Annotated in this window: 22 protein-coding genes and 1 pseudogene; 9 read left to right on the top strand and 14 right to left on the bottom strand. The window is 70.9% G+C overall.

Annotation, left to right across the window (positions count from 1 at the left end):
* Nucleotides 1-840, bottom strand: coding sequence for a hypothetical protein (locus tag ACFPZJ_RS11305; protein WP_381020077.1), 840 nt, complete (start codon nt 838-840; stop codon nt 1-3).
* A 174-nt stretch (nt 841-1,014) separates the two neighbouring features.
* Between ACFPZJ_RS11305 and ACFPZJ_RS11300 the strand changes: the two genes are divergently transcribed.
* A complete protein-coding gene (locus ACFPZJ_RS11300; protein ID WP_381020075.1) occupies nt 1,015-1,434 on the top strand; it encodes a hypothetical protein in 420 nt (139 codons plus the stop codon).
* 247 nt (nt 1,435-1,681) lie between these two features.
* Here ACFPZJ_RS11300 and ACFPZJ_RS11295 read toward each other — a convergent pair.
* Nucleotides 1,682-2,282: pseudogene (locus ACFPZJ_RS11295) on the bottom strand (response regulator transcription factor); the annotation flags it as partial.
* Between the two features lie 93 nt (nt 2,283-2,375).
* Between ACFPZJ_RS11295 and ACFPZJ_RS11290 the strand changes: the two are divergent.
* The 5 genes from ACFPZJ_RS11290 (at nt 2,376) to cseC (ending at nt 6,975) form a co-directional block, all read left to right on the top strand.
* Nucleotides 2,376-3,311, top strand: a complete 936-nt coding sequence (locus ACFPZJ_RS11290; RefSeq protein WP_381020074.1) for an HhH-GPD family protein — start codon at nt 2,376-2,378, stop codon at nt 3,309-3,311.
* A 223-nt stretch (nt 3,312-3,534) separates the two neighbouring features.
* On the top strand, nt 3,535-4,074 hold the full coding sequence (locus ACFPZJ_RS11285) for a SigE family RNA polymerase sigma factor (RefSeq protein ID WP_381020072.1): 540 nt from the start codon (nt 3,535-3,537) through the stop codon (nt 4,072-4,074).
* Complete coding sequence (locus ACFPZJ_RS11280) at nt 4,062-4,724, top strand: hypothetical protein (RefSeq protein ID WP_381020071.1); 663 nt, start codon at nt 4,062-4,064, stop codon at nt 4,722-4,724. The genes ACFPZJ_RS11285 and ACFPZJ_RS11280 overlap by 13 nt, the downstream gene beginning before the upstream one ends.
* 185 nt (nt 4,725-4,909) lie before the next feature.
* Nucleotides 4,910-5,611 carry a two-component system response regulator CseB gene (cseB, locus tag ACFPZJ_RS11275; RefSeq protein ID WP_381020069.1) on the top strand — a complete coding sequence of 234 codons (702 nt, stop codon included), beginning with the start codon at nt 4,910-4,912 and terminating at the stop codon, nt 5,609-5,611.
* An 8-nt stretch (nt 5,612-5,619) separates the two neighbouring features.
* Nucleotides 5,620-6,975: a two-component system sensor histidine kinase CseC gene (cseC, locus tag ACFPZJ_RS11270; protein WP_381020067.1), complete on the top strand. Its 1,356-nt coding sequence runs from the start codon at nt 5,620-5,622 to the stop codon at nt 6,973-6,975.
* A 1-nt stretch (nt 6,976) separates the two neighbouring features.
* On the opposite strand, the gene ACFPZJ_RS11265 is transcribed toward cseC, so the two are convergent.
* The 3 genes from ACFPZJ_RS11265 to ACFPZJ_RS11255 all read right to left on the bottom strand — a co-directional run bounded on the left by ACFPZJ_RS11265 (nt 6,977) and on the right by ACFPZJ_RS11255 (nt 9,584).
* Nucleotides 6,977-7,420, bottom strand: a complete 444-nt coding sequence (locus tag ACFPZJ_RS11265; RefSeq protein WP_381020065.1) for a VOC family protein — start codon at nt 7,418-7,420, stop codon at nt 6,977-6,979.
* A gap of 57 nt (nt 7,421-7,477) precedes the next feature.
* A complete protein-coding gene (locus ACFPZJ_RS11260) occupies nt 7,478-7,909 on the bottom strand; it encodes a helix-turn-helix transcriptional regulator (RefSeq protein WP_381020063.1) in 432 nt (143 codons plus the stop codon).
* A 94-nt stretch (nt 7,910-8,003) separates the two neighbouring features.
* Nucleotides 8,004-9,584 (bottom strand): MDR family MFS transporter, encoded by a 1,581-nt coding sequence (locus ACFPZJ_RS11255; RefSeq protein ID WP_381020061.1) that lies wholly within the window; start codon nt 9,582-9,584, stop codon nt 8,004-8,006.
* A 121-nt stretch (nt 9,585-9,705) separates the two neighbouring features.
* On the opposite strand from ACFPZJ_RS11255, the gene ACFPZJ_RS11250 reads away from it, so the two are divergent.
* On the top strand, nt 9,706-10,314 hold the full coding sequence (locus ACFPZJ_RS11250) for a TetR/AcrR family transcriptional regulator (protein ID WP_381020059.1): 609 nt from the start codon (nt 9,706-9,708) through the stop codon (nt 10,312-10,314).
* On the opposite strand, the gene ACFPZJ_RS11245 is transcribed toward ACFPZJ_RS11250, so the two are convergent.
* Nucleotides 10,311-11,009, bottom strand: coding sequence for a M23 family metallopeptidase (locus ACFPZJ_RS11245; protein WP_381020057.1), 699 nt, complete (start codon nt 11,007-11,009; stop codon nt 10,311-10,313). The two genes, ACFPZJ_RS11250 and ACFPZJ_RS11245, sit on opposite strands and share 4 nt — an antisense overlap.
* Nucleotides 11,010-11,451: 442 nt before the next feature.
* On the opposite strand from ACFPZJ_RS11245, the gene ACFPZJ_RS11240 reads away from it, so the two are divergent.
* Complete coding sequence (locus tag ACFPZJ_RS11240) at nt 11,452-12,156, top strand: HAD family acid phosphatase (RefSeq protein ID WP_381020055.1); 705 nt, start codon at nt 11,452-11,454, stop codon at nt 12,154-12,156.
* Nucleotides 12,157-12,234: 78 nt separating this feature from the next.
* Here ACFPZJ_RS11240 and ACFPZJ_RS11235 read toward each other — a convergent pair whose 3' ends face one another.
* Entirely contained in the window at nt 12,235-14,757 is a 2,523-nt protein-coding gene (locus ACFPZJ_RS11235; RefSeq protein WP_381020054.1) for an ATP-dependent Clp protease ATP-binding subunit, read from the bottom strand.
* A 430-nt stretch (nt 14,758-15,187) separates the two neighbouring features.
* Between ACFPZJ_RS11235 and ACFPZJ_RS11230 the strand changes: the two genes are divergently transcribed.
* A complete protein-coding gene (locus ACFPZJ_RS11230; RefSeq protein ID WP_381020052.1) occupies nt 15,188-15,874 on the top strand; it encodes an SCO3374 family protein in 687 nt (228 codons plus the stop codon).
* Nucleotides 15,875-15,923: 49 nt separating this feature from the next.
* Here the strand turns inward: ACFPZJ_RS11230 and ACFPZJ_RS11225 are convergent, their stop codons facing one another.
* The 7 genes from ACFPZJ_RS11225 to nadC all read right to left on the bottom strand — a co-directional run bounded on the left by ACFPZJ_RS11225 (nt 15,924) and on the right by nadC (nt 20,700).
* The gene (locus ACFPZJ_RS11225) at nt 15,924-16,259 is read right to left on the bottom strand and encodes a histone-like nucleoid-structuring protein Lsr2 (protein ID WP_381020050.1); all 336 of its coding nucleotides are present in this window, start codon (nt 16,257-16,259) and stop codon (nt 15,924-15,926) included.
* Nucleotides 16,260-16,517: 258 nt separating this feature from the next.
* Nucleotides 16,518-17,051, bottom strand: coding sequence for an amino-acid N-acetyltransferase (locus ACFPZJ_RS11220; RefSeq protein WP_381020049.1), 534 nt, complete (start codon nt 17,049-17,051; stop codon nt 16,518-16,520).
* 9 nt (nt 17,052-17,060) lie between these two features.
* Nucleotides 17,061-17,561, bottom strand: a complete 501-nt coding sequence (locus ACFPZJ_RS11215; RefSeq protein ID WP_381020186.1) for a BlaI/MecI/CopY family transcriptional regulator — start codon at nt 17,559-17,561, stop codon at nt 17,061-17,063.
* Nucleotides 17,562-17,746: 185 nt separating this feature from the next.
* Nucleotides 17,747-17,932: a hypothetical protein gene (locus tag ACFPZJ_RS11210; protein WP_381020048.1), complete on the bottom strand. Its 186-nt coding sequence runs from the start codon at nt 17,930-17,932 to the stop codon at nt 17,747-17,749.
* 91 nt (nt 17,933-18,023) lie between these two features.
* Complete coding sequence (locus ACFPZJ_RS11205; protein WP_381020184.1) at nt 18,024-18,722, bottom strand: hypothetical protein; 699 nt, start codon at nt 18,720-18,722, stop codon at nt 18,024-18,026.
* Between the two features lie 191 nt (nt 18,723-18,913).
* Complete coding sequence (locus ACFPZJ_RS11200) at nt 18,914-19,711, bottom strand: type III pantothenate kinase (protein ID WP_381020046.1); 798 nt, start codon at nt 19,709-19,711, stop codon at nt 18,914-18,916.
* 17 nt (nt 19,712-19,728) lie between these two features.
* Nucleotides 19,729-20,700, bottom strand: a complete 972-nt coding sequence (nadC, locus tag ACFPZJ_RS11195; protein ID WP_381020045.1) for a carboxylating nicotinate-nucleotide diphosphorylase — start codon at nt 20,698-20,700, stop codon at nt 19,729-19,731.
* Nucleotides 20,701-20,704: the final 4 nt, after the last annotated feature.

The raw sequence follows: 20,704 nt of genomic DNA, 5'->3' as shown, positions 1-20,704 counted from the left end.
CTAGTCGGCCTCCAGCACGAACGACGTCCGCACCTTCGCGAACCCGGGAGCCTTCGCCTCCACCAGATACGTCCCGGCCCCGGCCGACCCCGCCGGAGGCGTGGCGCACTGCGGCGCGCTCGGCCTGCGGTCCCACTTCACGGGGAAGGTGATGCTGCTCTCCGACGGCACCCGGAACACCAGGCTCCCCGCTCCCTTCGGGCAGTCCGCCGACGACCAGTAGGCGTTGTCGGCGCTCGCCTGAGTGATCGTCAGCACCGCGCTCTTGGGGCCGAGGTCGACCTTGCAGTCGTGCCCGGAGGTGTTCCGCGCGGTCAGCAGGAAGGTGGGCGTCTGGCCGGGCTCGTACGTGTTGTGTTCGCTGCGCAGGCTCAACCGGACCACGCTCGCGGTGCAGTTGGGCAGCGTGGACCCGGCCGGGAGCGTGTCCCCCGCGCCGACGCCGGGGCCGTCCGCCGTACCGCCCCCGGCACCGGCACCGGCGCCGCCGCTACCCGTGCCGTCCGCCCCGCCGGAGTCGCCCGTACCGGAGCCGGAACCGTCACCGTTGCCGTCGTCCGAGCCGGACGAGCCGCCGGTCCCCGAGCCGTTGCCGGGCTCGTCGCGCCCGCCGGGCGCCTGGCTGATGGCGGGTCCGGAACTCGACGGTCCCGGGGTGATCGAGGGCGCGGGATTCTTTCCGTTGGCACCGTTCTCGCGGTCGCCGCCGCCCCCGCCGCCGGACGTGACGATCCACGTGATCAGCAGCGCCAACAGGGCGACCACGGACAGCAGTACGGCCCTCCGTCGCCAGTAGATGGAGGAGGGAAGCGGCCCGACCGGATTGCGCAGAGATCCCACGGCGGAAACTGTACGAGAGATCGGCGCGTTCGCTTGTCCCACCCGCCGCTGGGACCACAACTTTTCCGGATCATCATCCCGGAAACGGTCCGCGCACCCCTGACTGTCGTCAGGTGCCGCTCGTGACGATCGCGGCGTGTGACGGCGACGGCCCACCGCCTACCGTCCGTGACCATGGACGTCCCCCACGCCGGGCTCCACCGAGACATCACAGACTTCGCGCACGGCAGCCCGACGTGGGTGCAGCACGCGACCCAGACATGGACGGAGGCCGAACTGCTGCTGTTCGTCGCGCTGTTCGCCGTCGCGTGGTGGCGTTCCCGGCGCGGCGGCTCCTCGGGCCTTCGCGATCGCGGACCTCGTCCCCTGGCCACGGCCCTGGCGTATGGGGGGAGCGGAGTGCTCAAGTCCGGTGTCACGCAAGAGCGTCCGTGCCGCGCGGTCGCCGGGGCGGTCCCGTCGCCGGCCGCCTGCCCGCCGCACGGCGGCTGGTCGTTCCCCAGCCACCACGGGACCGTCGCGGGCGCCGCGGCGGTCGGCCCGGTGCGGGTGCGCCGCACGCTGGTGTGGCTGACCGTCCCGATGCCCTGCTGACGGCCTTCTCGCGCGTCCTCGTCGGCGTGCACCACCGCACGACGTGGCGGATGGCCTCGCCCTCGGCGCCGTCGTCGCCCCCGTCGCCGTACGACCGGGAGCCTGCCCGCCATCCCGTCGAACATCGCGGGGGTGGGGAAGTAGGGGTTCGGCACCCGTCCCGCGCCCCGGCCGGGGTTCGGCACCCGTCCCGCGCCCCGGCCGGCCGGGGCGATGCGCGGCTCGTCGGCACCCGCCGTGCGGTCGCTCACCGGGCCGGCCCGGCCCACGCCCCGTACGACCCGTCCCGGTCCCCGGTGCGCCCCGCCGATGAGCCGCACGGCCGCACCACGCCCGCCTCGTACGCCACGATCGCCGCATGCACCCGGTCGCGCGCTCCGAGCCGGTCGAGGACCGCGCTGACGTACGCCTTCAGCGCCCTGCACCAGGTGCAGCCGGGCGGCGATCCCCGGGTCGGACAGGCCGACGCCGACCAGGCCCAGCACCTCGCGCTCGCGCGGGGTCAGCTCCGCCACGCGGTGCGTGCCCGTGCCTCGTGGGTGAGGCGGCCGCCGCCGAAGCGGTCGACGACGCACCGGGCCCGCTTCGGCGACAGGAAACAGGCGCCGCCCGCCACCGCCCGTACGCCAACGAGCAGTCCGGGCGCGGTGGCCGGACGTGAGCAGGAAGCCGGTGGCGCCACCGTCCAGCGCGCGGGCCACGTAGGCAGGGGCACGGCGGCCTGACGCGCGCCCGCGCACGGCGGTCGACGCCTCGGCGTCATCGGAGAACGTGGTCAGCATCGCGACGGCCGTGCCGGGCACGGTCCGGGCGATCTGCTTTGCCGCCGCGAGGCCGTCCAGGCGCGGCGTCGTCCGGGGGCGCCGTCCCCAGGGACGCGCACCACACCGTACCCGCACGTACCCGACCAGCCCCGCCCGGCATGGCAGGATCGAAAGGCCATGACTGCTCCCACGAAACCCCCGCACACCGGTTCCGCCGACGCCCTCTCCGGTCCGCCTCCCGGGGAGAGCCTGCACAGCCCCGTCATCGACTGGTTCGACGAGCACGCCCGCGACCTGCCGTGGCGGCGCCCGGAGGCCGGCGCCTGGGGGGTGATGGTCAGTGAGTTCATGCTCCAGCAGACGCCCGTGAACCGGGTCCTGCCCGTCTACGAGCAGTGGCTGGCCCGCTGGCCGCGCCCCGCCGACCTCGCCAAGGACGCCCCCGGCGAGGCCGTCCGGGCCTGGGGCCGGCTCGGCTACCCACGCCGCGCGCTGCGCCTGCACGGCGCCGCCGTCGCCATAACGGAGCGGCACGGCGGTGACGTACCCGCCGACCACGCCCAGTTGCTCGCGCTGCCCGGCATCGGCGAGTACACGGCGGCGGCCGTCGCCTCCTTCGCGTACGGGCAGCGGCACCCGGTCCTGGACACCAACGTGCGCCGGGTGTTCGCCCGCGCGGTCACCGGTGTGCAGTACCCGCCGAACGCCACGACCGCCGCCGAACGCAAGCTGGCCCGCGCGCTGCTGCCGGACGACGAGCGGACCGCCTCGCGCTGGGCCGCCGCCTCCATGGAACTGGGCGCGCTGGTGTGCACCGCGAAGAACGAGTCGTGCCACCGCTGCCCGATCGCCGCGCAGTGCGCCTGGCGGCTGGCGGGCAAGCCCGCGCACGACGGACCGCCGCGCCGCGGCCAGACCTACGCGGGCACCGACCGGCAGGTGCGCGGCCGGCTCCTGGCCGTGCTGCGGGAGGCCCACGGTCCGGTTCCGCAGACGGCGCTGGACCGCGTGTGGCACGAGCCGGTGCAGCGCGCCCGCGCCCTGGACGGCCTGGTCTCCGACGGACTCGTGGAGCCACTGCCGGGTGGTCTGTATCGGCTGCCGTTGACGTGACCCGGGGGGCACCACGGGGGCAAATCCACCCGCCCCCGGGCGAATTGCCCCAGCCCCTTACCCAGATCCGACGGCTGTTACACAACCGACGCACAGCCGAGCGCTAGTCGCGGGCTGGCTCGGACAGCGCCGTGACAACCCCTCCGTAGCTTCTTCCCATCACCACGGACAGCAGAACCCGGCGGCAGGGGCGCGCCGGTAACGGGGATGGAGGCGGTTGGACATGACGCAGGGCCAGGTGCTCGAGTTCGAGGAGTACGTCCGCACCCGGCAGGACGCGCTGCTGCGCAGTGCCCGCCGGCTGGTCCCGGACCCGGTGGACGCGCAGGACCTGCTGCAGACCGCGCTGGTGCGGACGTACGGCCGCTGGGAGACCATCGAGGACAAGCGGCTCGCGGACGCCTACCTGCGGCGCGTGATGATCAACACGCGGACCGAGTGGTGGCGGGCCCGCAAGCTGGAAGAGGTGCCGACCGAGCAGCTCCCGGACGCCTCGGTCGACGACTCCACCGAGCAGCACGCGGACCGCGCCCTGCTGATGGACGTCATGAAGGTGCTCGCGCCCAAGCAGCGCAGCGTCGTCGTGCTGCGACACTTGGAGCAGATGTCCACGGAGGAGACGGCCGCCGCCCTCGGCATGTCGGCGGGTACGGTCAAGAGCACGCTGCACCGGGCGCTCGCCCGGCTCCGCGAGGAGCTGGAGGCCCGCGATCTGGACGCACGCGCGCTGGAGCGTGAGGAGCGGGAGCGTTGCGCGGCCTAGCCACCACGGACGGCGAAGGGTCGGCTCCGGCCCGGGGCCACGTCCCGGCGGCGATCACGGTGACGGCCGTGCTCGCCGCCCTCGGCCTTTTCACGTCCGCCTGTGCCGCCGGCGGCACGGGTGCCCGCGACGAGGGCCCGGCGCACGCGGACTCCGTGGCCGGTGCCGCCGCCTCGCCCTCGGCCGCGCCGTCCAGGACACCCGACCGCGTGAACGCCGTCCGGCTCATCAAGGACGACCCGAAGGTCTCGGCGGAGGTCAAGCGGGAGCTGAAGCCGTGCGTCGCCGACGAGTACCCCGTCGACGTGTCGTACGGCAACCTGACCGGAGGATCGGCGGACGACGTCGTCGTCAACGTGCTGACCTGCGGTGACGCGGTTGGCATCGGCTCGTACGTGTACCGCGAGGAGGGCGGCGCGTACCAGAATGTGTTCAAGGCCGAGGAGCCGCCGGTCTACGCGGAGATCGACCGCGGGGACCTGGTGGTGACCAAGCAGGTGTACGAGAAGGGCGACCCGGTGTCGAGTCCGTCCGGCGAGAACGTGATCACGTACCGCTGGACGTCGGGCCGGTTCACCGAGGAGTACCGCACGCACAACGACTACGGCAGGGTCGTCGGCGACACCCCCTCGCCGGCCCCCGGCAGCTGACGCGGCGGCCGGGGCGGGCACCGGTCAGGGCCGTTCCGGCCCACGCAACGGGCGGCGGATCGGGCGGCGTGAACCGCTCGGCCGGACGGACCATACAGGGACGGGTGAACCTGGCAGGCTCCTGCCGCGTCCGTCCAGGGGACCCACCGAACACCCGAGATCACACGAGAACTGAGAGCACCGGGATGGCAGACCAGACCCACGTCCTGTTCGTCGAGGACGACGACGTCATCCGCGAGGCCACCCAGCTCGCCCTGGAGCGGGACGGCTTCGTGGTCACCGCCCAGCCCGACGGGCTGTCGGGCCTGGCGTCGTTCCGGGCGAACCGCCCGGACATCGCGCTGTTGGACGTGATGGTGCCCGGGCTCGACGGGGTGAGCCTGTGCCGCCGCATCCGGGACGAGTCGACCGTCCCCGTGATCATGCTGTCGGCGCGCGCCGACTCCATCGACGTCGTCCTGGGCCTGGAGGCGGGCGCCGACGACTACGTGACCAAGCCGTTCGACGGTGCCGTGCTGGTCGCCCGGATCCGGGCGGTGCTGCGGCGCTTCGGTCACGCCGGCGGTGGCCAGGGCGGGGATTCCGGTTCCGCGGCGAGCGGCGGGGTGCTGACCTTCGGCGATCTGGAGGTCGACACCGAGGGCATGGAGGTGCGCCGGGCCGGGCAGCCGGTGGCGCTGACGCCGACCGAGATGCGGCTGCTGCTGGAGTTCTCCTCGGCGCCGGGCACGGTGCTCTCCCGCGACAAGCTGCTGGAGCGCGTGTGGGACTACGGCTGGGGCGGCGACACCCGCGTCGTCGACGTCCATGTGCAGCGTCTGCGGACGAAGATCGGCCAGGACCGCATCGAGACGGTCCGCGGCTTCGGCTACAAGTTGAAGGCCTGAGCAGGGGTATGAGGGGGAACTTCCGGCGCCTGGTGGCCTCGTTCGTGGAACGCGCGGGTATCCGTACGGGCCTGAGGTGGAAGCTCAGCGCGGCCATCGCGCTGGTCGGCGCGCTCGTCGCGATCGTGCTGAGCCTGGTCGTGCACAACGCGGCCCGGGTGTCGATGCTGGACAACGCGCGCGACCTCGCCGATGAGCGCATCATGATCGCCCAGCGCAACTTCGAGCTGTCGGGGCGGCTGAACTTCCCCAACACCAAGATCGACGACCCGGAGCTGCCGGCGGCGCTGCGGGCCAAGGTCGAGGCGGGCCGGCGGGCGACGTACGTGGCGGACCGGCCCGGTGACGCGCCGGACATATGGGCCGCGGTGCCGCTGAAGAACGGCCATGTGATGTCGCTGCACTCCGGGTTCACCGACCGCAGCTCCGACATCCTCAAGGATCTCGACCAGGCCCTGTGGATCGGCTCCATCGCGGTGGTGCTCGGCGGCAGCGCGCTCGGCGTGCTCATCGGCGGGCACCTGTCGCGGCGGCTGCGCAAGGCGGCCGCCGCCGCCAATCAGGTCGCGGGAGGCGAGACGGAGGTGCGGGTACGGGAGGCCATCGGCGGGGTCGTACGGGACGAGACCGACGACCTGGCCAGCGCCGTGGACGCGATGGCCGACGCGCTGCGGCAGCGACTGGAGGCCGAGCGGCGGGTCACCGCCGACATCGCGCACGAGCTGCGCACCCCGGTGACCGGGCTGCTGACCGCCGCCGAGCTGCTGCCGCCCGGCCGTCCTACCGAGCTGGTGCTGGACCGGGCCAAGGCCATGCGGACGCTGGTGGAGGACGTGCTGGAGGTGGCCCGCCTCGACGGTGCCTCCGAGCGGGCCGAACTGCAGGACATCATGCTCGGCGAGTTCGTCACCCGGCGGGTGGCGGCCAAGGACCCGGACATCGAGGTACGGGTGGTGCACGAGTCGGAGGTCACCACCGACCCGCGCCGTCTGGAGCGGGTGCTGTTCAACCTGCTCGCCAACGCCGCCCGGCACGGCAAGCCGCCGATCGAGGTCACCGTCGAGGGCCGGGTCATCCGGATCCGCGACCACGGCCCGGGCTTCCCCGAGGACCTGCTGGCCGAGGGGCCGAGCCGCTTCCGCACCGGCAGCAAGGACCGGGCCGGTCACGGCCACGGTCTGGGCCTGACCATCGCCGCCGGACAGGCGCGGGTGCTGGGCGCCCGGCTGACCTTCCGCAACGTCCGGTCGGCGGGGGCGCCGGACGGGGTGCCGGCCGAGGGCGCGGTCGCGGTGCTGTGGCTCCCGGAACACGCGCCGACGAACACCGGCAGCTACCCGATGCTGCCGCTGCCCGGGCAGTGAGCTAGGACCAGTCCTGGTCCATGTCGAGGCCGCCTTCCCGGGGCTGGGTGAAGGAGAACCAGTTGCCGGAGTCGTCGCGGAAGAGGGCCTCCGTGCCGTAGGGGCGCTCCTGCGGCTCCTGGAGGAACTCCACGCCGCGGTCCTTGAGCTTGCGGTAGTCACCGTGGATGTCGTCGGTGGTCAGCACGCCCGCGCCGAGCGCTCCCTTGGCCACCAGCTTCCTGATCATCTCGGCGGACTCCGGGTCCATCGCGGGACCGCCCGGGACCATCAGCGTCAGCTCGACGTCGGGCTGGTGGGGGGATCCGACGGTGAGCCAGCGCATGCCGCCCTCCCCCATCGTCATGTCCGTGCGGACCTCCAGGCCGAGCTTCTCCGTGTAGAACTTCCTGGCCCGTTCCTGGTCGAGGACCCAGACGGTCGAGATGGCGAGACCCTTGATCATGGCGTGCTCCCGTGGGCGGTGTCGGTGCCTTGTCCCTCACCGTAGGCATCGGCGCTCTCAGCCCGCTTCTTCGGAATTGCGCTGTGCGCGGCCGGGAGCGGACCGGAAGCCGCCCGCCCAGAGCATGGCGTAGCAGCCCGGTATGAGGGCGGCGCCGCGGCCCACGTGCTTCCTGCGGTAGTCACTGGGCGTCAGCCCCGTCCACGCCTTGAACCGGGCCGAGAACGTGCCCAGGCTGCTGAAGCCGACGAGGTGGCAGATCTCCGTCACCGACAGGTCGGCGGTGCGCAGCAGGTCCTCGGCCCGCTCGATACGGCGGTGTGTCAGGTACTGGCCGGGCGTCTCGCCGTACGCCTCCTTGAAGGCCCGCAGGAAGTGGTAGCGGGAGTAGCCGGCGTGCGCGGCGACCGCGTCCAGGTCGAGCTCCGGGTCGGCCCAGTCCCGGTCCATGGCGTCCTTGGCCAGCCGCAGCTGCCGCACCTTGTCCATGTGCCCGATGGTGGCACGGGGGTCTGACACCCGTGCCGGGAGAAGGCCCCCCGGGGACGGCCACCCCGGGGGCCTGCGGATTCGCTCGGCCGGTTCAGACCGCCTCGACGACCGGCGCCCGCACCGCCGTACCGTCCGCCTGGTCCTGCTCGGCCTGCGGTCCGGCGCCCTTCAGCGGGACCTCCTTCACGAACACCGCCGCCACCAGCGCGACCACCGCCACGACGGCCCCCAGCAGGAACGCTCCGTGCGTTCCGGCGGACACCGCGTGCTGGTACGCCTCCCGGGCCACCGCTGGCAGCTTCGCCAGGCTCGCCGCGTCCAGCTGGGCCGACTGCTCGGTCACCTTCGAGCCCAGCGCCCCGGCCCGCTCGGCCATGACGTCCTGGACGCGGTGGTTGAACAGCGCGCCCATGATCGCGACGCCGAAGGACGAACCGAGCGTACGGAAGAGGGTGGTGGACGAGGACGCGACGCCCATGTCCCTCATCTCCACGCTGTTCTGCGCGACCAGCATGGTGATCTGCATCAGGCAGCCCATCCCGGCACCGACCACGGCCATGAAGACACCGGAGGTCAACCGGGAGGTGCCGGTGTCCATCGTCGACAGCAGGTACAGCCCGACGACCATCAGCGCACTGCCGACGACCGGGAAGACCTTGTACCGGCCGGTGTTGGTGGTCACGCGGCCCGCGATCATCGAGGTGACGAGCATCGCGCCGAGCATCGGCAGGAGCAGCAGCCCGGAGTTCGTCGCGGAGGCGCCCTGCACGGACTGCTGGTACAGCGGCAGGAACAGTGTGGCGCCGAACATCACGAAACCGGTGATGAAGCCGATGACGGACATCAGCGTGAAGTTGCGGCTGCGGAAGATGTGCAGCGGCACGACCGGCTCGGCGGCCCGGGTCTGCCAGAACACGAAGCCGACGAGCGCGGCGACACCGATGCCGGTCAGCTCCATGATCCGCGTGGAGGTCCAGGCGTACTCCGTGCCGCCCCAGGTGGTCACCAGCACGATCGCGGTGATGCCGACGGTCAGCAGCGCCACGCCCAGGTAGTCGATGCCCGCCTTGGCCCGCTTCTTCGGCAGGTGCAGCACGACGCCGACGGCGGCCAGGGCGACCGCGCCGAGCGGCAGGTTGATGTAGAACGCCCAGCGCCAGCCCCAGTTGTCGGTGATGGTGCCGCCGACCAGCGGTCCGCCGATCATCGCCAGCGCCATGACACCGGCCATCAGGCCCTGGTACTTGCCGCGCTCCCGGGGCGGGATCAGATCGCCGATGATCGCCATGACACCGACCATCAGACCGCCGGCCCCGAGGCCCTGCACGGCGCGGAAGGCGATGAGCTGCCCCATGTCCTGGGCCATGCCGCTGAGCGCGGAGCCGATCAGGAAGAGCACGATCGACGACAGGAACGAGCCCTTGCGGCCGTACATGTCACCGAGCTTGCCCCAGACCGGTGTGGAGGCCGCGGTCGCCAGGGTGTAGGCGGTCACGACCCAGGACAGGTGCTCCAGGCCGCCCAGCTCACCCACGATCGTCGGCATCGCCGTGCCGATGATCATGTTGTCGAGCATCGCGAGCATCATCGCGATCATCAGCGCGAGCAGGACGACCCGCACGCTCCTCGGTTGCTTGTCCGGCCCCGTCTGGGCCGTCGGTGTGTCCGCCATCGCTCCACTCCCCCACCGCTGCTACTTACTTGCCGCCCGGCTAGTTATTACACTCGGGAAGGTAGACACCTAACTAGCCGGGCGTCAAGTAAGTTTTCTGGAAAGCGCGTGACGTAGGAGGATGGGCGGCACCATGGACGGCACCAGGCAGCGGCGCCGCGGGAACACCCGCCAGCGCATCCAGGACGTGGCGCTCGAACTCTTCGCAGAGCAGGGCTACGAGAAGACCTCCCTGCGCGAGATCGCCGAGCGCCTGGAGGTCACGAAGGCGGTGCTGTACTACCACTTCAAGACCAAGGAAGAGATCCTGGTCAGCATCTTCGAGGACCTGACCCGGCCCATCGAGGAGCTCATCGAGTGGGGCCGGCGGCAGCCGCACACCCTGGAGACGAAGCAGGAGATCGTCCGCCGCTACAGCGAGGCCCTGATGGACACGGCCCCGCTCTTCCGCTTCATGCAGGAGAACCAGGCCGCGGTACGGGAACTGCGCATCGGCGAGGTGTTCAAGGACCGCATGCTCGGCCTGCGGGACATCCTCGTGGACCCGGAAGCGGACCTGGTCGACCAGGTCCGCTGCATCAGCGCCATGTTCACGATGCACGCCGGGATGTACCACCTGCAGGACGTGGAAGGCGACCCCGAGGACAAGCGCAAGGCCGTCCTGGAGGTCGCCACGGACCTGGTGACCCAGGCCCACAGGAGCGCCGGACGCTCCGGGACGGACGCTTAGACCGTCACGCCCTTGGAGCGCAGGAAGGCGACCGGGTCCACGGCCGTGCCGTAGTTCGGGGTCGTGCGGATCTCGAAGTGCAGGTGCGGGCCACTGGAGTTACCGGTGTTGCCGGACAGGGCGATCTTCTGCCCGGTCTTGACGGTCTGACCGATCTTCACGTCGATCCGCGACAGGTGGGCGTACTGGGAGTACGTGCCGTTGCCGTGCTTGATGACGACGGCGTAGCCGTACGCGGGACCGTCACCGGCGCCGTTGCCGCCGGCCTTGACGACGGTGCCGTCGTGCACGGCCAGGACCGGGGTGCCGCTCGGCACGGCGAAGTCCTGACCGCTGTGGGTGGACTGCCACATGCCGCCGGCCTGGGCGAAGCTCGCGGAGAGCCGGTACTTCTTCACCGGGTCGACCCAGGAGGGCTTGGCCTTCTTCTTGGCGGCAGCGGCCTTCTTCACGGCGGCGGCCTCGGCCGCCTTCTTGGCCTGCGCGGCCTCGGCGGCCTTGGCCTGCGCAGCCTTTGCCTGGGCGGCGGCCTGCGCCTGGACGGCACCGGCGACACCGGACGCGGCCGTGGTGTCGGCGGCGTTCGCGACCCCGGCCCCCAGCACGGCCGCGACTCCCAGGCCTGCGGCCAGGACGGAGGCGCGGGTGCGAAGTCGGGACGTACGGGAAGAACGGGACGTGACGCGCTGGGACATCGAAACCTCATGGGGACGGGAGCAGAGAAAACCACCCGACGCGCCGAGGCGTCGCCGAATGGGCTGTCCCTTGGTAACCCGAGGCCCGCCATATGCCCAAAACGGCTATCTACGACGGAAGCTAGTAATTTCCCTCAGTGGCCTACGTCTCTTGACGTAACCCTCATTCGGGACGAATACGCACAGTACGGCCTACTACAGCCGTGACTACAGACGAAAAGTCCCTTTTATCCGATCGCGCTTGCCACTATTCCGCCTAGTACCGGACAAATCGCCTGTGCGGCATGTCACCGGGCGGCCGATTCGGCCGTTCTGGAAATGTGGCGCACGCCTCTAGGCACCTACCGTCCGGTAACCCTACGGTTCCCCTCGCGCCACCCTCGCCTACGAACATGCACACGACATGTTGGCAGCGTTACGGACGTGAAGGGACCCCCACAACATGACCAGCCGACACCCCTGGCTGCGCCGCGCCTCGGTGACCGCCGTCTCGGCGGCCGCCCTCGTGGCGATGGCCGCTCCGGCCGACGCCACGACGTCCACGAGCACCACCACGACGTCCACGAGCACCGCCACAGCGGCGCGCACCACCACCCCGGCCACCGGCATCTCCACGGCGGCCACCACCGCCGCGAGCACCGCCACGGCCGCGGACGTCGACTACGCGACCTGGCAGAAGGACTGCCAGGCCGTGATGGACCAGGCGCTGCCGTACCTGAAGCAGCGGATCGCCGCCACCAGGCCCGGCGAGAAGCAGGCGATCGTCTTCGACATCGACAACACCACGCTGGAGACCGACTTCGGCTTCAGCTACCCGCAGCCCGCCAACAGACCGGTTCTGGAAGCCGCCCGGTACGCCCAGGACCGCGGCGTCGCCGTGTTCTTCGTGACCGCCCGTCCGGGCATCATCTACTCGGCCACGGACCACAACCTCAGGCACGTCGGCTACAAGGTCTCCGGCCTCTACGTCCGCGGCTTCCTCGACCTCTTCAAGAACGTCGCCGACTACAAGACCGCCCAGCGCGTCGACATCGAGTCGAAGGGCTACACGATCATCGCGAACATCGGCAACAGCGCCACCGACCTGTCGGGCGGCCACGCCGAGAGGACGTTCAAGCTGCCGGACTACGACGGGCAGCTGTCGTAGCGCCACCGCGCACGGAAAGGGGCCGGTGCCCGAAGGCACCGGCCCCTTTCTGATCGGCGTGACGCCTGCCGGCGACGCCTACTCCTTGCTCAGGTTCGGTCCGGTTCCACCGGCCGCCTGCTCGATCGGCGGGACGTCCGGCAGTGCCGACTTCTCCTCACCCCGGAAGGTGAACTTCTTGGTCTCGCCCTCGCCCTCGGTGTCCACGACCACGATGTGGCCGGGGCGCAGCTCGCCGAAGAGGATCTTCTCGGAGAGGGAGTCCTCGATCTCGCGCTGGATGGTGCGGCGCAGCGGGCGCGCACCGAGCACGGGGTCGTAGCCCTTCTTCGCGAGCAGCTCCTTGGCGGACTGGGAGAGCTCGATGCCCATGTCCCGGTCCTTCAGGCGCTCGTCCACCTTGCCGATCATCAGGTCGACGATCCGGAGGATGTCGTTCTGCGTCAGCTGCGGGAAGACGACCACGTCGTCGACGCGGTTGAGGAACTCGGGCCGGAAGTGCTGCTTGAGCTCGTCCGACACCTTGTTCTTCATGCGCTCGTAGTTGGTCTTCGTGTCACCACTGGCCGCGAAGCCCAGGTTGAAGCCCTTGGAGATGTCCCGGGTACCGAGGTTGGTCGTCATGATGATGACCGTGTTCTTGAAGTCCACGACCCGGCCCTGGGAGTCGGTCAGGCGGCCGTCCTCCAGGATCTGCAGCAGCGAGTTGAAGATGTCCGGGTGTGCCTTCTCGACCTCGTCGAAGAGGACGACGGAGAACGGCTTGCGGCGGACCTTCTCGGTCAGCTGGCCGCCCTCTTCGTAGCCCACGTAGCCGGGGGGCGAACCGAAGAGACGCGACACCGTGTGCTTCTCGCTGAACTCCGACATGTCGAGGGAGATCAGCGCGTCCTCGTCACCGAAGAGGAACTCGGCGAGCGCCTTGGACAGCTCGGTCTTACCGACACCGGACGGGCCGGCGAAGATGAACGAGCCACCCGGACGCTTCGGGTCCTTCAGACCGGCACGCGTACGGCGGATCGCCTTCGACAGCGCCTTGACGGCGTCGTCCTGGCCGATGACCCGCTTGTGGAGCTCGTCCTCCATGCGGAGCAGGCGGCTGGACTCCTCCTCGGTCAGCTTGAAGACCGGGATGCCGGTGGCCGTGGCGAGGACCTCGGCGATCAGCTCGCCGTCGACCTCGGCGACGACGTCCATGTCGCCGGCCTTCCACTCCTTCTCCCGCTTGGCCTTGGCGGCCAGGAGCTGCTTCTCCTTGTCGCGCAGGGAGGCGGCCTTCTCGAAGTCCTGCGAGTCGATCGCGGACTCCTTGTCCCGGCGGACCGCGGCGATCTTCTCGTCGAACTCGCGCAGGTCCGGCGGCGCGGTCATCCGGCGGATACGCATCCGGGAGCCGGCCTCGTCGATCAGGTCGATCGCCTTGTCCGGCAGGAAGCGGTCCGAGATGTACCGGTCGGCCAGGGTGGCGGCCTGGACCAGCGCCTCGTCGGTGATGGAGACGCGGTGGTGCGCCTCGTAGCGGTCCCGCAGGCCCTTGAGGATCTCGATGGTGTGCGGCAGGGACGGCTCCGCGACCTGGATCGGCTGGAAGCGGCGCTCCAGGGCCGCGTCCTTCTCCAGGTGCTTGCGGTACTCGTCCAGCGTGGTCGCACCGATGGTCTGCAGCTCACCGCGGGCCAGCATCGGCTTGAGGATGCTCGCCGCGTCGATGGCGCCCTCGGCGGCACCCGCACCGACCAGCGTGTGCAGCTCGTCGATGAACAGGATGATGTCGCCGCGGGTGCGGATCTCCTTGAGCACCTTCTTCAGGCGCTCCTCGAAGTCACCGCGGTAGCGGGAGCCGGCGACCAGCGCGCCGAGGTCCAGGGTGTAGAGGTGCTTGTCCTTGAGGGTCTCGGGCACCTCGCCCTTGACGATGGCCTGCGCGAGGCCCTCGACGACGGCGGTCTTGCCGACGCCGGGCTCACCGATCAGGACCGGGTTGTTCTTGGTACGGCGGGACAGCACCTGCATGACCCGCTCGATCTCCTTCTCGCGCCCGATCACCGGGTCGAGCTTGGACTCACGAGCGGCCTGGGTGAGGTTCCGGCCGAACTGGTCGAGGACCAGGGACGTGGAGGGCGTGCCCTCGGCAGGACCACCGGCGGCGGCGGTCTCCTTGCCCTGGTAACCGGAGAGCAGCTGGATCACCTGCTGCCGCACGCGGTTGAGGTCTGCGCCCAGCTTCACGAGGACCTGGGCGGCGACGCCCTCGCCCTCGCGGATCAGGCCGAGCAGGATGTGCTCCGTGCCGATGTAGTTGTGGCCGAGCTGCAGCGCCTCGCGCAGGGACAGCTCCAGGACCTTCTTGGCACGGGGGGTGAAGGGAATGTGACCCGAGGGCGCCTGCTGCCCCTGGCCGATGATCTCCTCCACCTGCTGGCGGACCGCCTCGAGCGAAATCCCGAGGCTCTCAAGGGCCTTGGCGGCGACACCCTCACCCTCGTGGATCAGGCCCAGGAGGATGTGCTCGGTGCCGATGTAGTTGTGGTTGAGCATCCGGGCCTCTTCCTGAGCCAGGACGACAACCCGCCGCGCGCGGTCGGTGAACCTCTCGAACATCGTTAATCGCTCCTCAGAGCGGTCAGGCAGTGGGGGGAACTTCCCCTCCCTGTCCTTCCGCAGCTTAGTCCCGCGAGCGGGGACCGCTCATTCCAACTGCCGACACCGTCCTTGGCCTCCTGACCCCGAACGCCGACATCTGCTCCAACCCGATGGTGCGAGACGATGTTCCCGCAGGCCAGGCAGATACCCCTCTCGCCAGTACGCCGATGGCGAACGTGAGACGGCCTGTCCTGCGTGTCGCCCCCTCCCACTAGGCATGTCTTACCCGTACGGACCGACAGTCCATGCCGAGCGCCCCCGCGGGCTCCGCTACGGGCGAACAACCTTGCGCCACGGCACACCCCCTCGCGCCCCCCGTTTCGGAACTATGTGCATCCACAACACCACCCAGCGTAACCGGCACGCGCTTCCGGCGGTTGCACTTGGCATGGTCGTTGGGGCGGGCGGGCGGTGGACGGACGGGGCGGACGCAGGGGCCGGTGCCCGGCGGACGTACGGGGTGGCCGACGGCGTGAGCGGTCAGGCGGGGCCCCGGACCGGTGGGTGGGTGAGCGAGCAGGCGTGGCGGTGGTACGAGAGGGCGTTGGGCTGGCCTGCCGTGCCCGGGGTGCCCGCGCGGCTCGTCGTGGGAGTGCGGTTCGACGTGCTGGACGTGCCGGCCGAAGCCGGATACGGGGCTCTGCGGCGCCTGGCGCCGGGGTGCCCGGTGGCCCTGCAGGGCGACCGCATGCGGCTGCTGGTGGCCGCGGGCACCGCCGAGGAGCTGCCCGGGCTGCTGGACTGGCTGGAGTGGGGGGCGGTGGCGCTCGATCTGGTGGCGATCGGCGCGGGCGGCCTGATGGACGCGCCCTCGCCCCCCACGCCCGTCCCCGCCGCGAGGCGGCCGCTTCCCCTGGACCGCCGAGGCGCGCGGGGGGCCGCCGTGTGGCTGCGGCCCCCGGAGCCGGGATGCGAGGTCGAGTCCTCGCTGCCGACGCTGTCGGCCATGGGGGGCGGTGGAAACGCCCCCGATCTCGTACGGCTCGTGGACACGGTGGCGACACAGTGCCACCGGATCCGGCTGAGGCGCGCCTGCGCCCAGCCGCCGGCCTGTTCACAGGCCGCGCGTGCCTGATGTCCCGAGGACGTCCCTTTCAGGGCTGCCCTCGAGGTCCCGCCGCCGATCAGCCGTTGGCCTTCTCGTACGCCTCGCGGATGGACGCGGGGACACGGCCGCGGTCGTTGACCTCGTATCCGTTCTCCTTCGCCCAGGCGCGGATGGCCGCGGTGTCCTGGCTGCCGCCGGCAGCGGAACGCGCCTTTCCGCGTCCGCCCGAAGCGCGGCCTCCGGTACGACGACCGCTCTTCACGTAAGGCTCGAGAAGGCCGCGGAGCTTGTCCGCGTTGGCGGTGGTGAGGTCGATCTCGTACGTCTTGCCGTCCAACGCGAACGTCACGGTCTCGTCCGCCTCGCCGCCGTCGAGGTCGTCGACAAGAAGGACCTGAACCTTCTGTGCCACCGGATTTCCTTTCATCGATAACTTGAGGGCCGGGGGTGTGCCGGCGTCCGCCGTATCGCCGTCCCCTGTTATATGCAGTACTGCAGTACGTCGGAAAGCAAACCGCTTTTGCCGGAAAAACACAAACCCTCGGCAGAGACCGGCGCCCCTCCCCTCGTCCGGAAACGTACGCGTTTCGGACATAGGGCACCCGGGCATGGGGCGCGGCGCGGAATATGTCGTGACGAACCCGGGGCGGGCCTTGACGGTGCCCGGCGATCACAGATGCAGAAGCATCCGGCTGTTGCCCAAGGTGTTCGGTTTCACCCGTTCGAGACCGAGGAACTCCGCGACGCCCTCGTCATAGGAACGCAGCAGCTCCGCGTAGACATCGGTGTCGACGGGCGTCTCGCCGATCTCCACGAAGCCGTGCTTGCCGAAGAACTCCACTTCGAAGGTCAGACAGAAAACACGGCGAACGCCGAGCCAGCGGGCGGTCTGCAGCAACTTCTCCAGCAACTGGTGGCCGACCCCCGCGCCCTTCAGGCCCGGCTTCACGGCGAGCGTGCGGACTTCCGCGAGGTCTTCCCACATCACGTGCAGGGCGCCGCAGCCGACGACCTCGGCGTTGTCGTCCCGTTCCGCGACCCAGAACTCCTGGATGTCCTCGTAAAGCGTCACCGTGGCTTTGTCGAGCAGGATGCCGTCGCGGACGTAGGCGTCGAGCAGGTGGCGCACGGCCGGCACATCGCTGGTGCGGGCCCGTCGGACGGTGATGGCTTTTGTGGTGGCTTCGGGGCTCTTCGCGGACATGAGCGGACGCTATCGCCCGGCACCGCCCTCTGCGGCGCCGGGGTTGTCCTCGCCGGGTTCCTTCTCCTCGCGGCGTTCCTTCGGCTCGCCGTGTTCGTTCGGCTCACGGGGTTCGCCGGGTTCTGTGCGTTCCCGGTGTTCCGACGGTTCCCGCGGCGGAGCGGGTTCGGGGGGTTCCGCGGTTTCCGGCCCCTGGACGATGCGTACGGCATCTCGCAGAGCATGTCGCTGTTCCTCGCTCATCATCCCGAAGAAGGCGACGAGAGCGGCGGCGGGGTTGTCGCTCTGGGACCAGGCGTCGTTCATCAGCGCAGCGGCGTAGGCGGCTCGTGTGGAGACCGCCTCATATCGATAGGCCCGGCCTTCCGCCTCGCGGCGCACCCAGCCCTTCTGATGGAGATTGTCCAAAACGGTCATCACCGTGGTGTACGCGATCGACCGTTCCTTCTGAAGATCTTCCAGGACTTCTCGAACGGTCACCGGGCGGTTCCACTTCCACACCCGCGTCATGACCGCGTCTTCGAGTTCTCCCAATGGGCGAGGCACACCTCAGAACAATAGTGGGAGAACTCGGCAATGGCGTGCCGGACAGTACCTTTCGCGGGCGAACAGGCACAAAAAGGGCGTACGACTCGGAAGCGCGGGGTGCGCGCGGTGGAGTCGTACGCCGGTGCCGGCGCCGTCGGCGGGAAGGCTCAGGCGTCGGTGTTCGTCCCGGGAGAGGTCTGGCGGGCGCCGTTCGCGCGCGCGATGGCGGCGTCGACGGCCGCGTCCTCCTTGGCCTTGTTGGCGCCGCCCTGGGTCTTCACGATCACGCGGATCACGCCGATGAAGAAGACGGCCATGACGGCCGGGGGCAGCAGCGCGGAGACGTAGTCCATGGATCCAGAGTAGCCACGGGGTGGTGGGCCGCTGGGCCGGGGGCGGCGGGTGCGGTGGGCGGCGCTCGTCGCCGGCGGGCGTCGGACGCCCTCAGCCGGCGGCGAGCTGCTGGTGGCCGGCCGGGGGCGGGGCCGGTTTGCGGCGCGGGAAGACCTCGCCCGGGGTGGGGATGGGGCGGCCGGGCTTCGGAGTGCCGGGCGCGGGGGTGGGGGAAGGCGCGGGGCTCGGCGCGGCGGGGGCGGGCTTGGGGGCCGGTTTCTCGGCGGGTTTCTTCTGGGCGTCCTCGTCCTCGGCGGAGCCCCGGGCGGCCTCGGGGCGGCCGGCGGACAGGCCTCCGGGGAGGGCCAGGAGGCGGGTGCGGGAGGCGGGGACGGTCGGGAGGGTGGAATCCGCCGTGCGGGCCGGGTTCGGGGCCGTGCGGCCGGTGAGGCGGGTGCGTACGTCCTGCTCGGCGAGGGGCCTGCACCGGTTCAGGAGGGCCTCCGCGACGGGGTTGCCGCGCAGGGCCCGGAGGGCGGCGAGGTCGTCGGCGTTCGGGAGGTAGCCGGCGCCCAGGGCCTCTTCCAGCAGCGTGAGGTAGCCGGCGGCGGTGCCGGGGAGTGCGGCGCGGTACCGGCCGAGGTCGGCCACGAGGAAGGCACGCAGGCGGGCACCCTCGCGCATCGCCTCGTCGAGCGACTCGGCGAGGCGGAGGCAGTCCTGGACGTCGTTGGCCGAGGCGGGTGTGGGGTGTAGGGCGAGGGCGAGGGCGCGGCGGAGCACGCGCAGCTCCTCCGCGCCGAACGCCATGCCGCCGCGGGATCCGTAGGGCGTGGGCATGCGGCGACGATACGCGCTAATCAGACAAATTCCGCATAGGGGGCGGGTGTGGCGCGGGGCTGCCACTCAGGTGGAGGTGGGGGCAGCGCACCTGCGGGCGGGCGGCACGCCGTCGCGCCGGACCGCGCGCCCCGCCTGCCCCGGCCGCAAAGGCCGAGCAGTCACATCCGTGACACGTTCCGCTCGTACACCAGCCGCAGGCCGATCAGCGTCAGCCACGGCTCGTGTTCGTCGATGACCGACGACTCGCCCAGGACCATCGGCGCCAGCCCGCCCGTCGCGATCACGGTGACGTCGTCCGGGTCGTCGGCCAGTTCGCGGGCCATGCGGTTGACGACCCCGTCGACCTGGCCGGCGAAACCGTAGACGATGCCCGCCTGCATCGCCTCCACGGTGTTCTTGCCGATGACGCTGCGCGGGCGGGCCACCTCGATCTTGCGGAGCTGGGCGCCCTTGACGCCGAGTGCCTCGACGGAGATCTCGATGCCGGGGGCGATGACGCCGCCGACGTACTCCCCCCGCGCGCTGACCGCGTCGAACGTCGTCGCCGTGCCGAAGTCGACGACGATGGCCGGGCCGCCGTACAGGTCGACCGCCGCCACCGCGTTGATGATGCGGTCCGCGCCGACCTCCTTGGGGTTGTCGGTGAGGATCGGGACGCCCGTCTTCACGCCGGGCTCCACGAGCACCGCGGGGACGTCGCCGTAGTAGCGGCGGGTCACCTCGCGCAGTTCGTGCAGGACGGAGGGGACGGTCGCGCAGATGGCGATGCCGTCGATGCCGTCGCCCAGGTCGTCGCCCAGGAGGGGGTGCATGCCCATCAGGCCCTGGAGCAGGACGGCCATCTCGTCGGCCGTGCGGCGCGCGTCCGTGGAGATGCGCCAGTGTTCGACGATCTCCTCCCCGTCGAACAGGCCCAGGACGGTGTGGGTGTTTCCTACGTCGATCGTCAGCAGCATGGCCGGTCCCCGCTCCCCTACTCCGCCGCTCGCAGGTCCAGGCCGATGTCCAGGATGGGAGCGGAGTGCGTGAGGGCTCCGACCGCCAGGTAGTCGACGCCCGTGTCCGCGTACGCCCGGGCGTTGTCCAGCGTCAGGCGGCCCGAGGCCTCCAGCTTCGCGCGGCCGTCGACGATCGCGACGGCCTCCTCGCACTCGGCCGGGGTGAAGTTGTCGAGGAGGATCAGGTCTGCGCCGGCGTCCACGACCTCGCGCAGCTGGTGCAGCGTGTCGACCTCGACCTCGATGGGGACGTCGGGGAAGCGTTCCCGGACCGCCTTGAAGGCCTGGGCGACGCCGCCTGCGGCGACCACGTGGTTGTCCTTGACCAGGGCCGCGTCCGAGAGGGACATGCGGTGGTTGACGCCGCCGCCGCAGCGGACCGCGAACTTCTCCAGGGACCGCAGGCCCGGCGTGGTCTTGCGGGTGTCGCGGACCTTGGCCTTGGTGCCCTCCAGGGCGTTGGCCCACGCGCGCGTGGCGGTCGCGATGCCCGACAGGCGGCACAGGATGTTGAGCGCGCTGCGCTCGGCGGTGAGCAGGTCACGGGTGCGGGTGGTGACGGAGAGGAGTTTCTGGCCCGCCTCCACGCGGTCGCCGTCCTCCACGTGGCGCTCGACGGTCAGTTCGTCCTCGCAGACCACGGAGAGCACCGCTTCGGCGACCCTGAGGCCTGCCGCCACGCCCGCCTCGCGCGCCGTGAAGTCGGCCGTGGCCACGGCGTCCTCGGGGATCGTGGCGACCGTGGTCACGTCGACGCCGTGGGCCAGGTCCTCCTGGACGGCCACGTTGGCGATGTCCTCCACCTCCACGGGGTCGAGACCGGCGTCGGCCAGGAGCTGGGCGAGCGCGGGGTCGAGGCCGCACTCCAGGTAGGTCTCGTCGGCACCGCAGGCGCAGTCGTCGCCGCAGCCTTGGGACGAGGCGAGGGGGAGGTCGGGGGTGGTCACGTCT

The sequence above is a fragment of the Streptomyces bullii genome (assembly GCF_042657145.1).
Taxonomy (GTDB): domain Bacteria; phylum Actinomycetota; class Actinomycetes; order Streptomycetales; family Streptomycetaceae; genus Streptomyces; species Streptomyces bullii.
Note: the sequence above shows the minus strand (reverse complement) of the source record. Positions and strands in the feature narration are given on the sequence as shown.

Excerpts from the sequence above, each read along its gene's own strand:
- ACFPZJ_RS11245 (WP_381020057.1), bottom strand. The coding sequence starts at position 11,009 with ATGTCCCAGCGCGTCACGTCCCGTTCTTCCCGTACGTCCCGACTTCGC.
- ACFPZJ_RS11215 (WP_381020186.1), bottom strand. The coding sequence starts at position 17,561 with ATGACGCGGGTGTGGAAGTGGAACCGCCCGGTGACCGTTCGAGAAGTC.
- ACFPZJ_RS11285 (WP_381020072.1), top strand. The coding sequence starts at position 3,535 with ATGACGCAGGGCCAGGTGCTCGAGTTCGAGGAGTACGTCCGCACCCGG.
- ACFPZJ_RS11235 (WP_381020054.1), bottom strand. The coding sequence starts at position 14,757 with ATGTTCGAGAGGTTCACCGACCGCGCGCGGCGGGTTGTCGTCCTGGCT.
- ACFPZJ_RS11290 (WP_381020074.1), top strand. The coding sequence starts at position 2,376 with ATGACTGCTCCCACGAAACCCCCGCACACCGGTTCCGCCGACGCCCTC.
- ACFPZJ_RS11260 (WP_381020063.1), bottom strand. The coding sequence starts at position 7,909 with ATGGACAAGGTGCGGCAGCTGCGGCTGGCCAAGGACGCCATGGACCGG.
- cseC (WP_381020067.1), top strand. The coding sequence starts at position 5,620 with ATGAGGGGGAACTTCCGGCGCCTGGTGGCCTCGTTCGTGGAACGCGCG.
- ACFPZJ_RS11200 (WP_381020046.1), bottom strand. The coding sequence starts at position 19,711 with ATGCTGCTGACGATCGACGTAGGAAACACCCACACCGTCCTGGGCCTG.
- ACFPZJ_RS11240 (WP_381020055.1), top strand. The coding sequence starts at position 11,452 with ATGACCAGCCGACACCCCTGGCTGCGCCGCGCCTCGGTGACCGCCGTC.
- ACFPZJ_RS11230 (WP_381020052.1), top strand. The coding sequence starts at position 15,188 with ATGGTCGTTGGGGCGGGCGGGCGGTGGACGGACGGGGCGGACGCAGGG.
- ACFPZJ_RS11220 (WP_381020049.1), bottom strand. The coding sequence starts at position 17,051 with ATGTCCGCGAAGAGCCCCGAAGCCACCACAAAAGCCATCACCGTCCGA.
- ACFPZJ_RS11250 (WP_381020059.1), top strand. The coding sequence starts at position 9,706 with ATGGGCGGCACCATGGACGGCACCAGGCAGCGGCGCCGCGGGAACACC.
- ACFPZJ_RS11210 (WP_381020048.1), bottom strand. The coding sequence starts at position 17,932 with ATGGACTACGTCTCCGCGCTGCTGCCCCCGGCCGTCATGGCCGTCTTC.
- ACFPZJ_RS11300 (WP_381020075.1), top strand. The coding sequence starts at position 1,015 with ATGGACGTCCCCCACGCCGGGCTCCACCGAGACATCACAGACTTCGCG.
- ACFPZJ_RS11265 (WP_381020065.1), bottom strand. The coding sequence starts at position 7,420 with ATGATCAAGGGTCTCGCCATCTCGACCGTCTGGGTCCTCGACCAGGAA.
- ACFPZJ_RS11255 (WP_381020061.1), bottom strand. The coding sequence starts at position 9,584 with ATGGCGGACACACCGACGGCCCAGACGGGGCCGGACAAGCAACCGAGG.
- ACFPZJ_RS11205 (WP_381020184.1), bottom strand. The coding sequence starts at position 18,722 with ATGGCGTTCGGCGCGGAGGAGCTGCGCGTGCTCCGCCGCGCCCTCGCC.
- cseB (WP_381020069.1), top strand. The coding sequence starts at position 4,910 with ATGGCAGACCAGACCCACGTCCTGTTCGTCGAGGACGACGACGTCATC.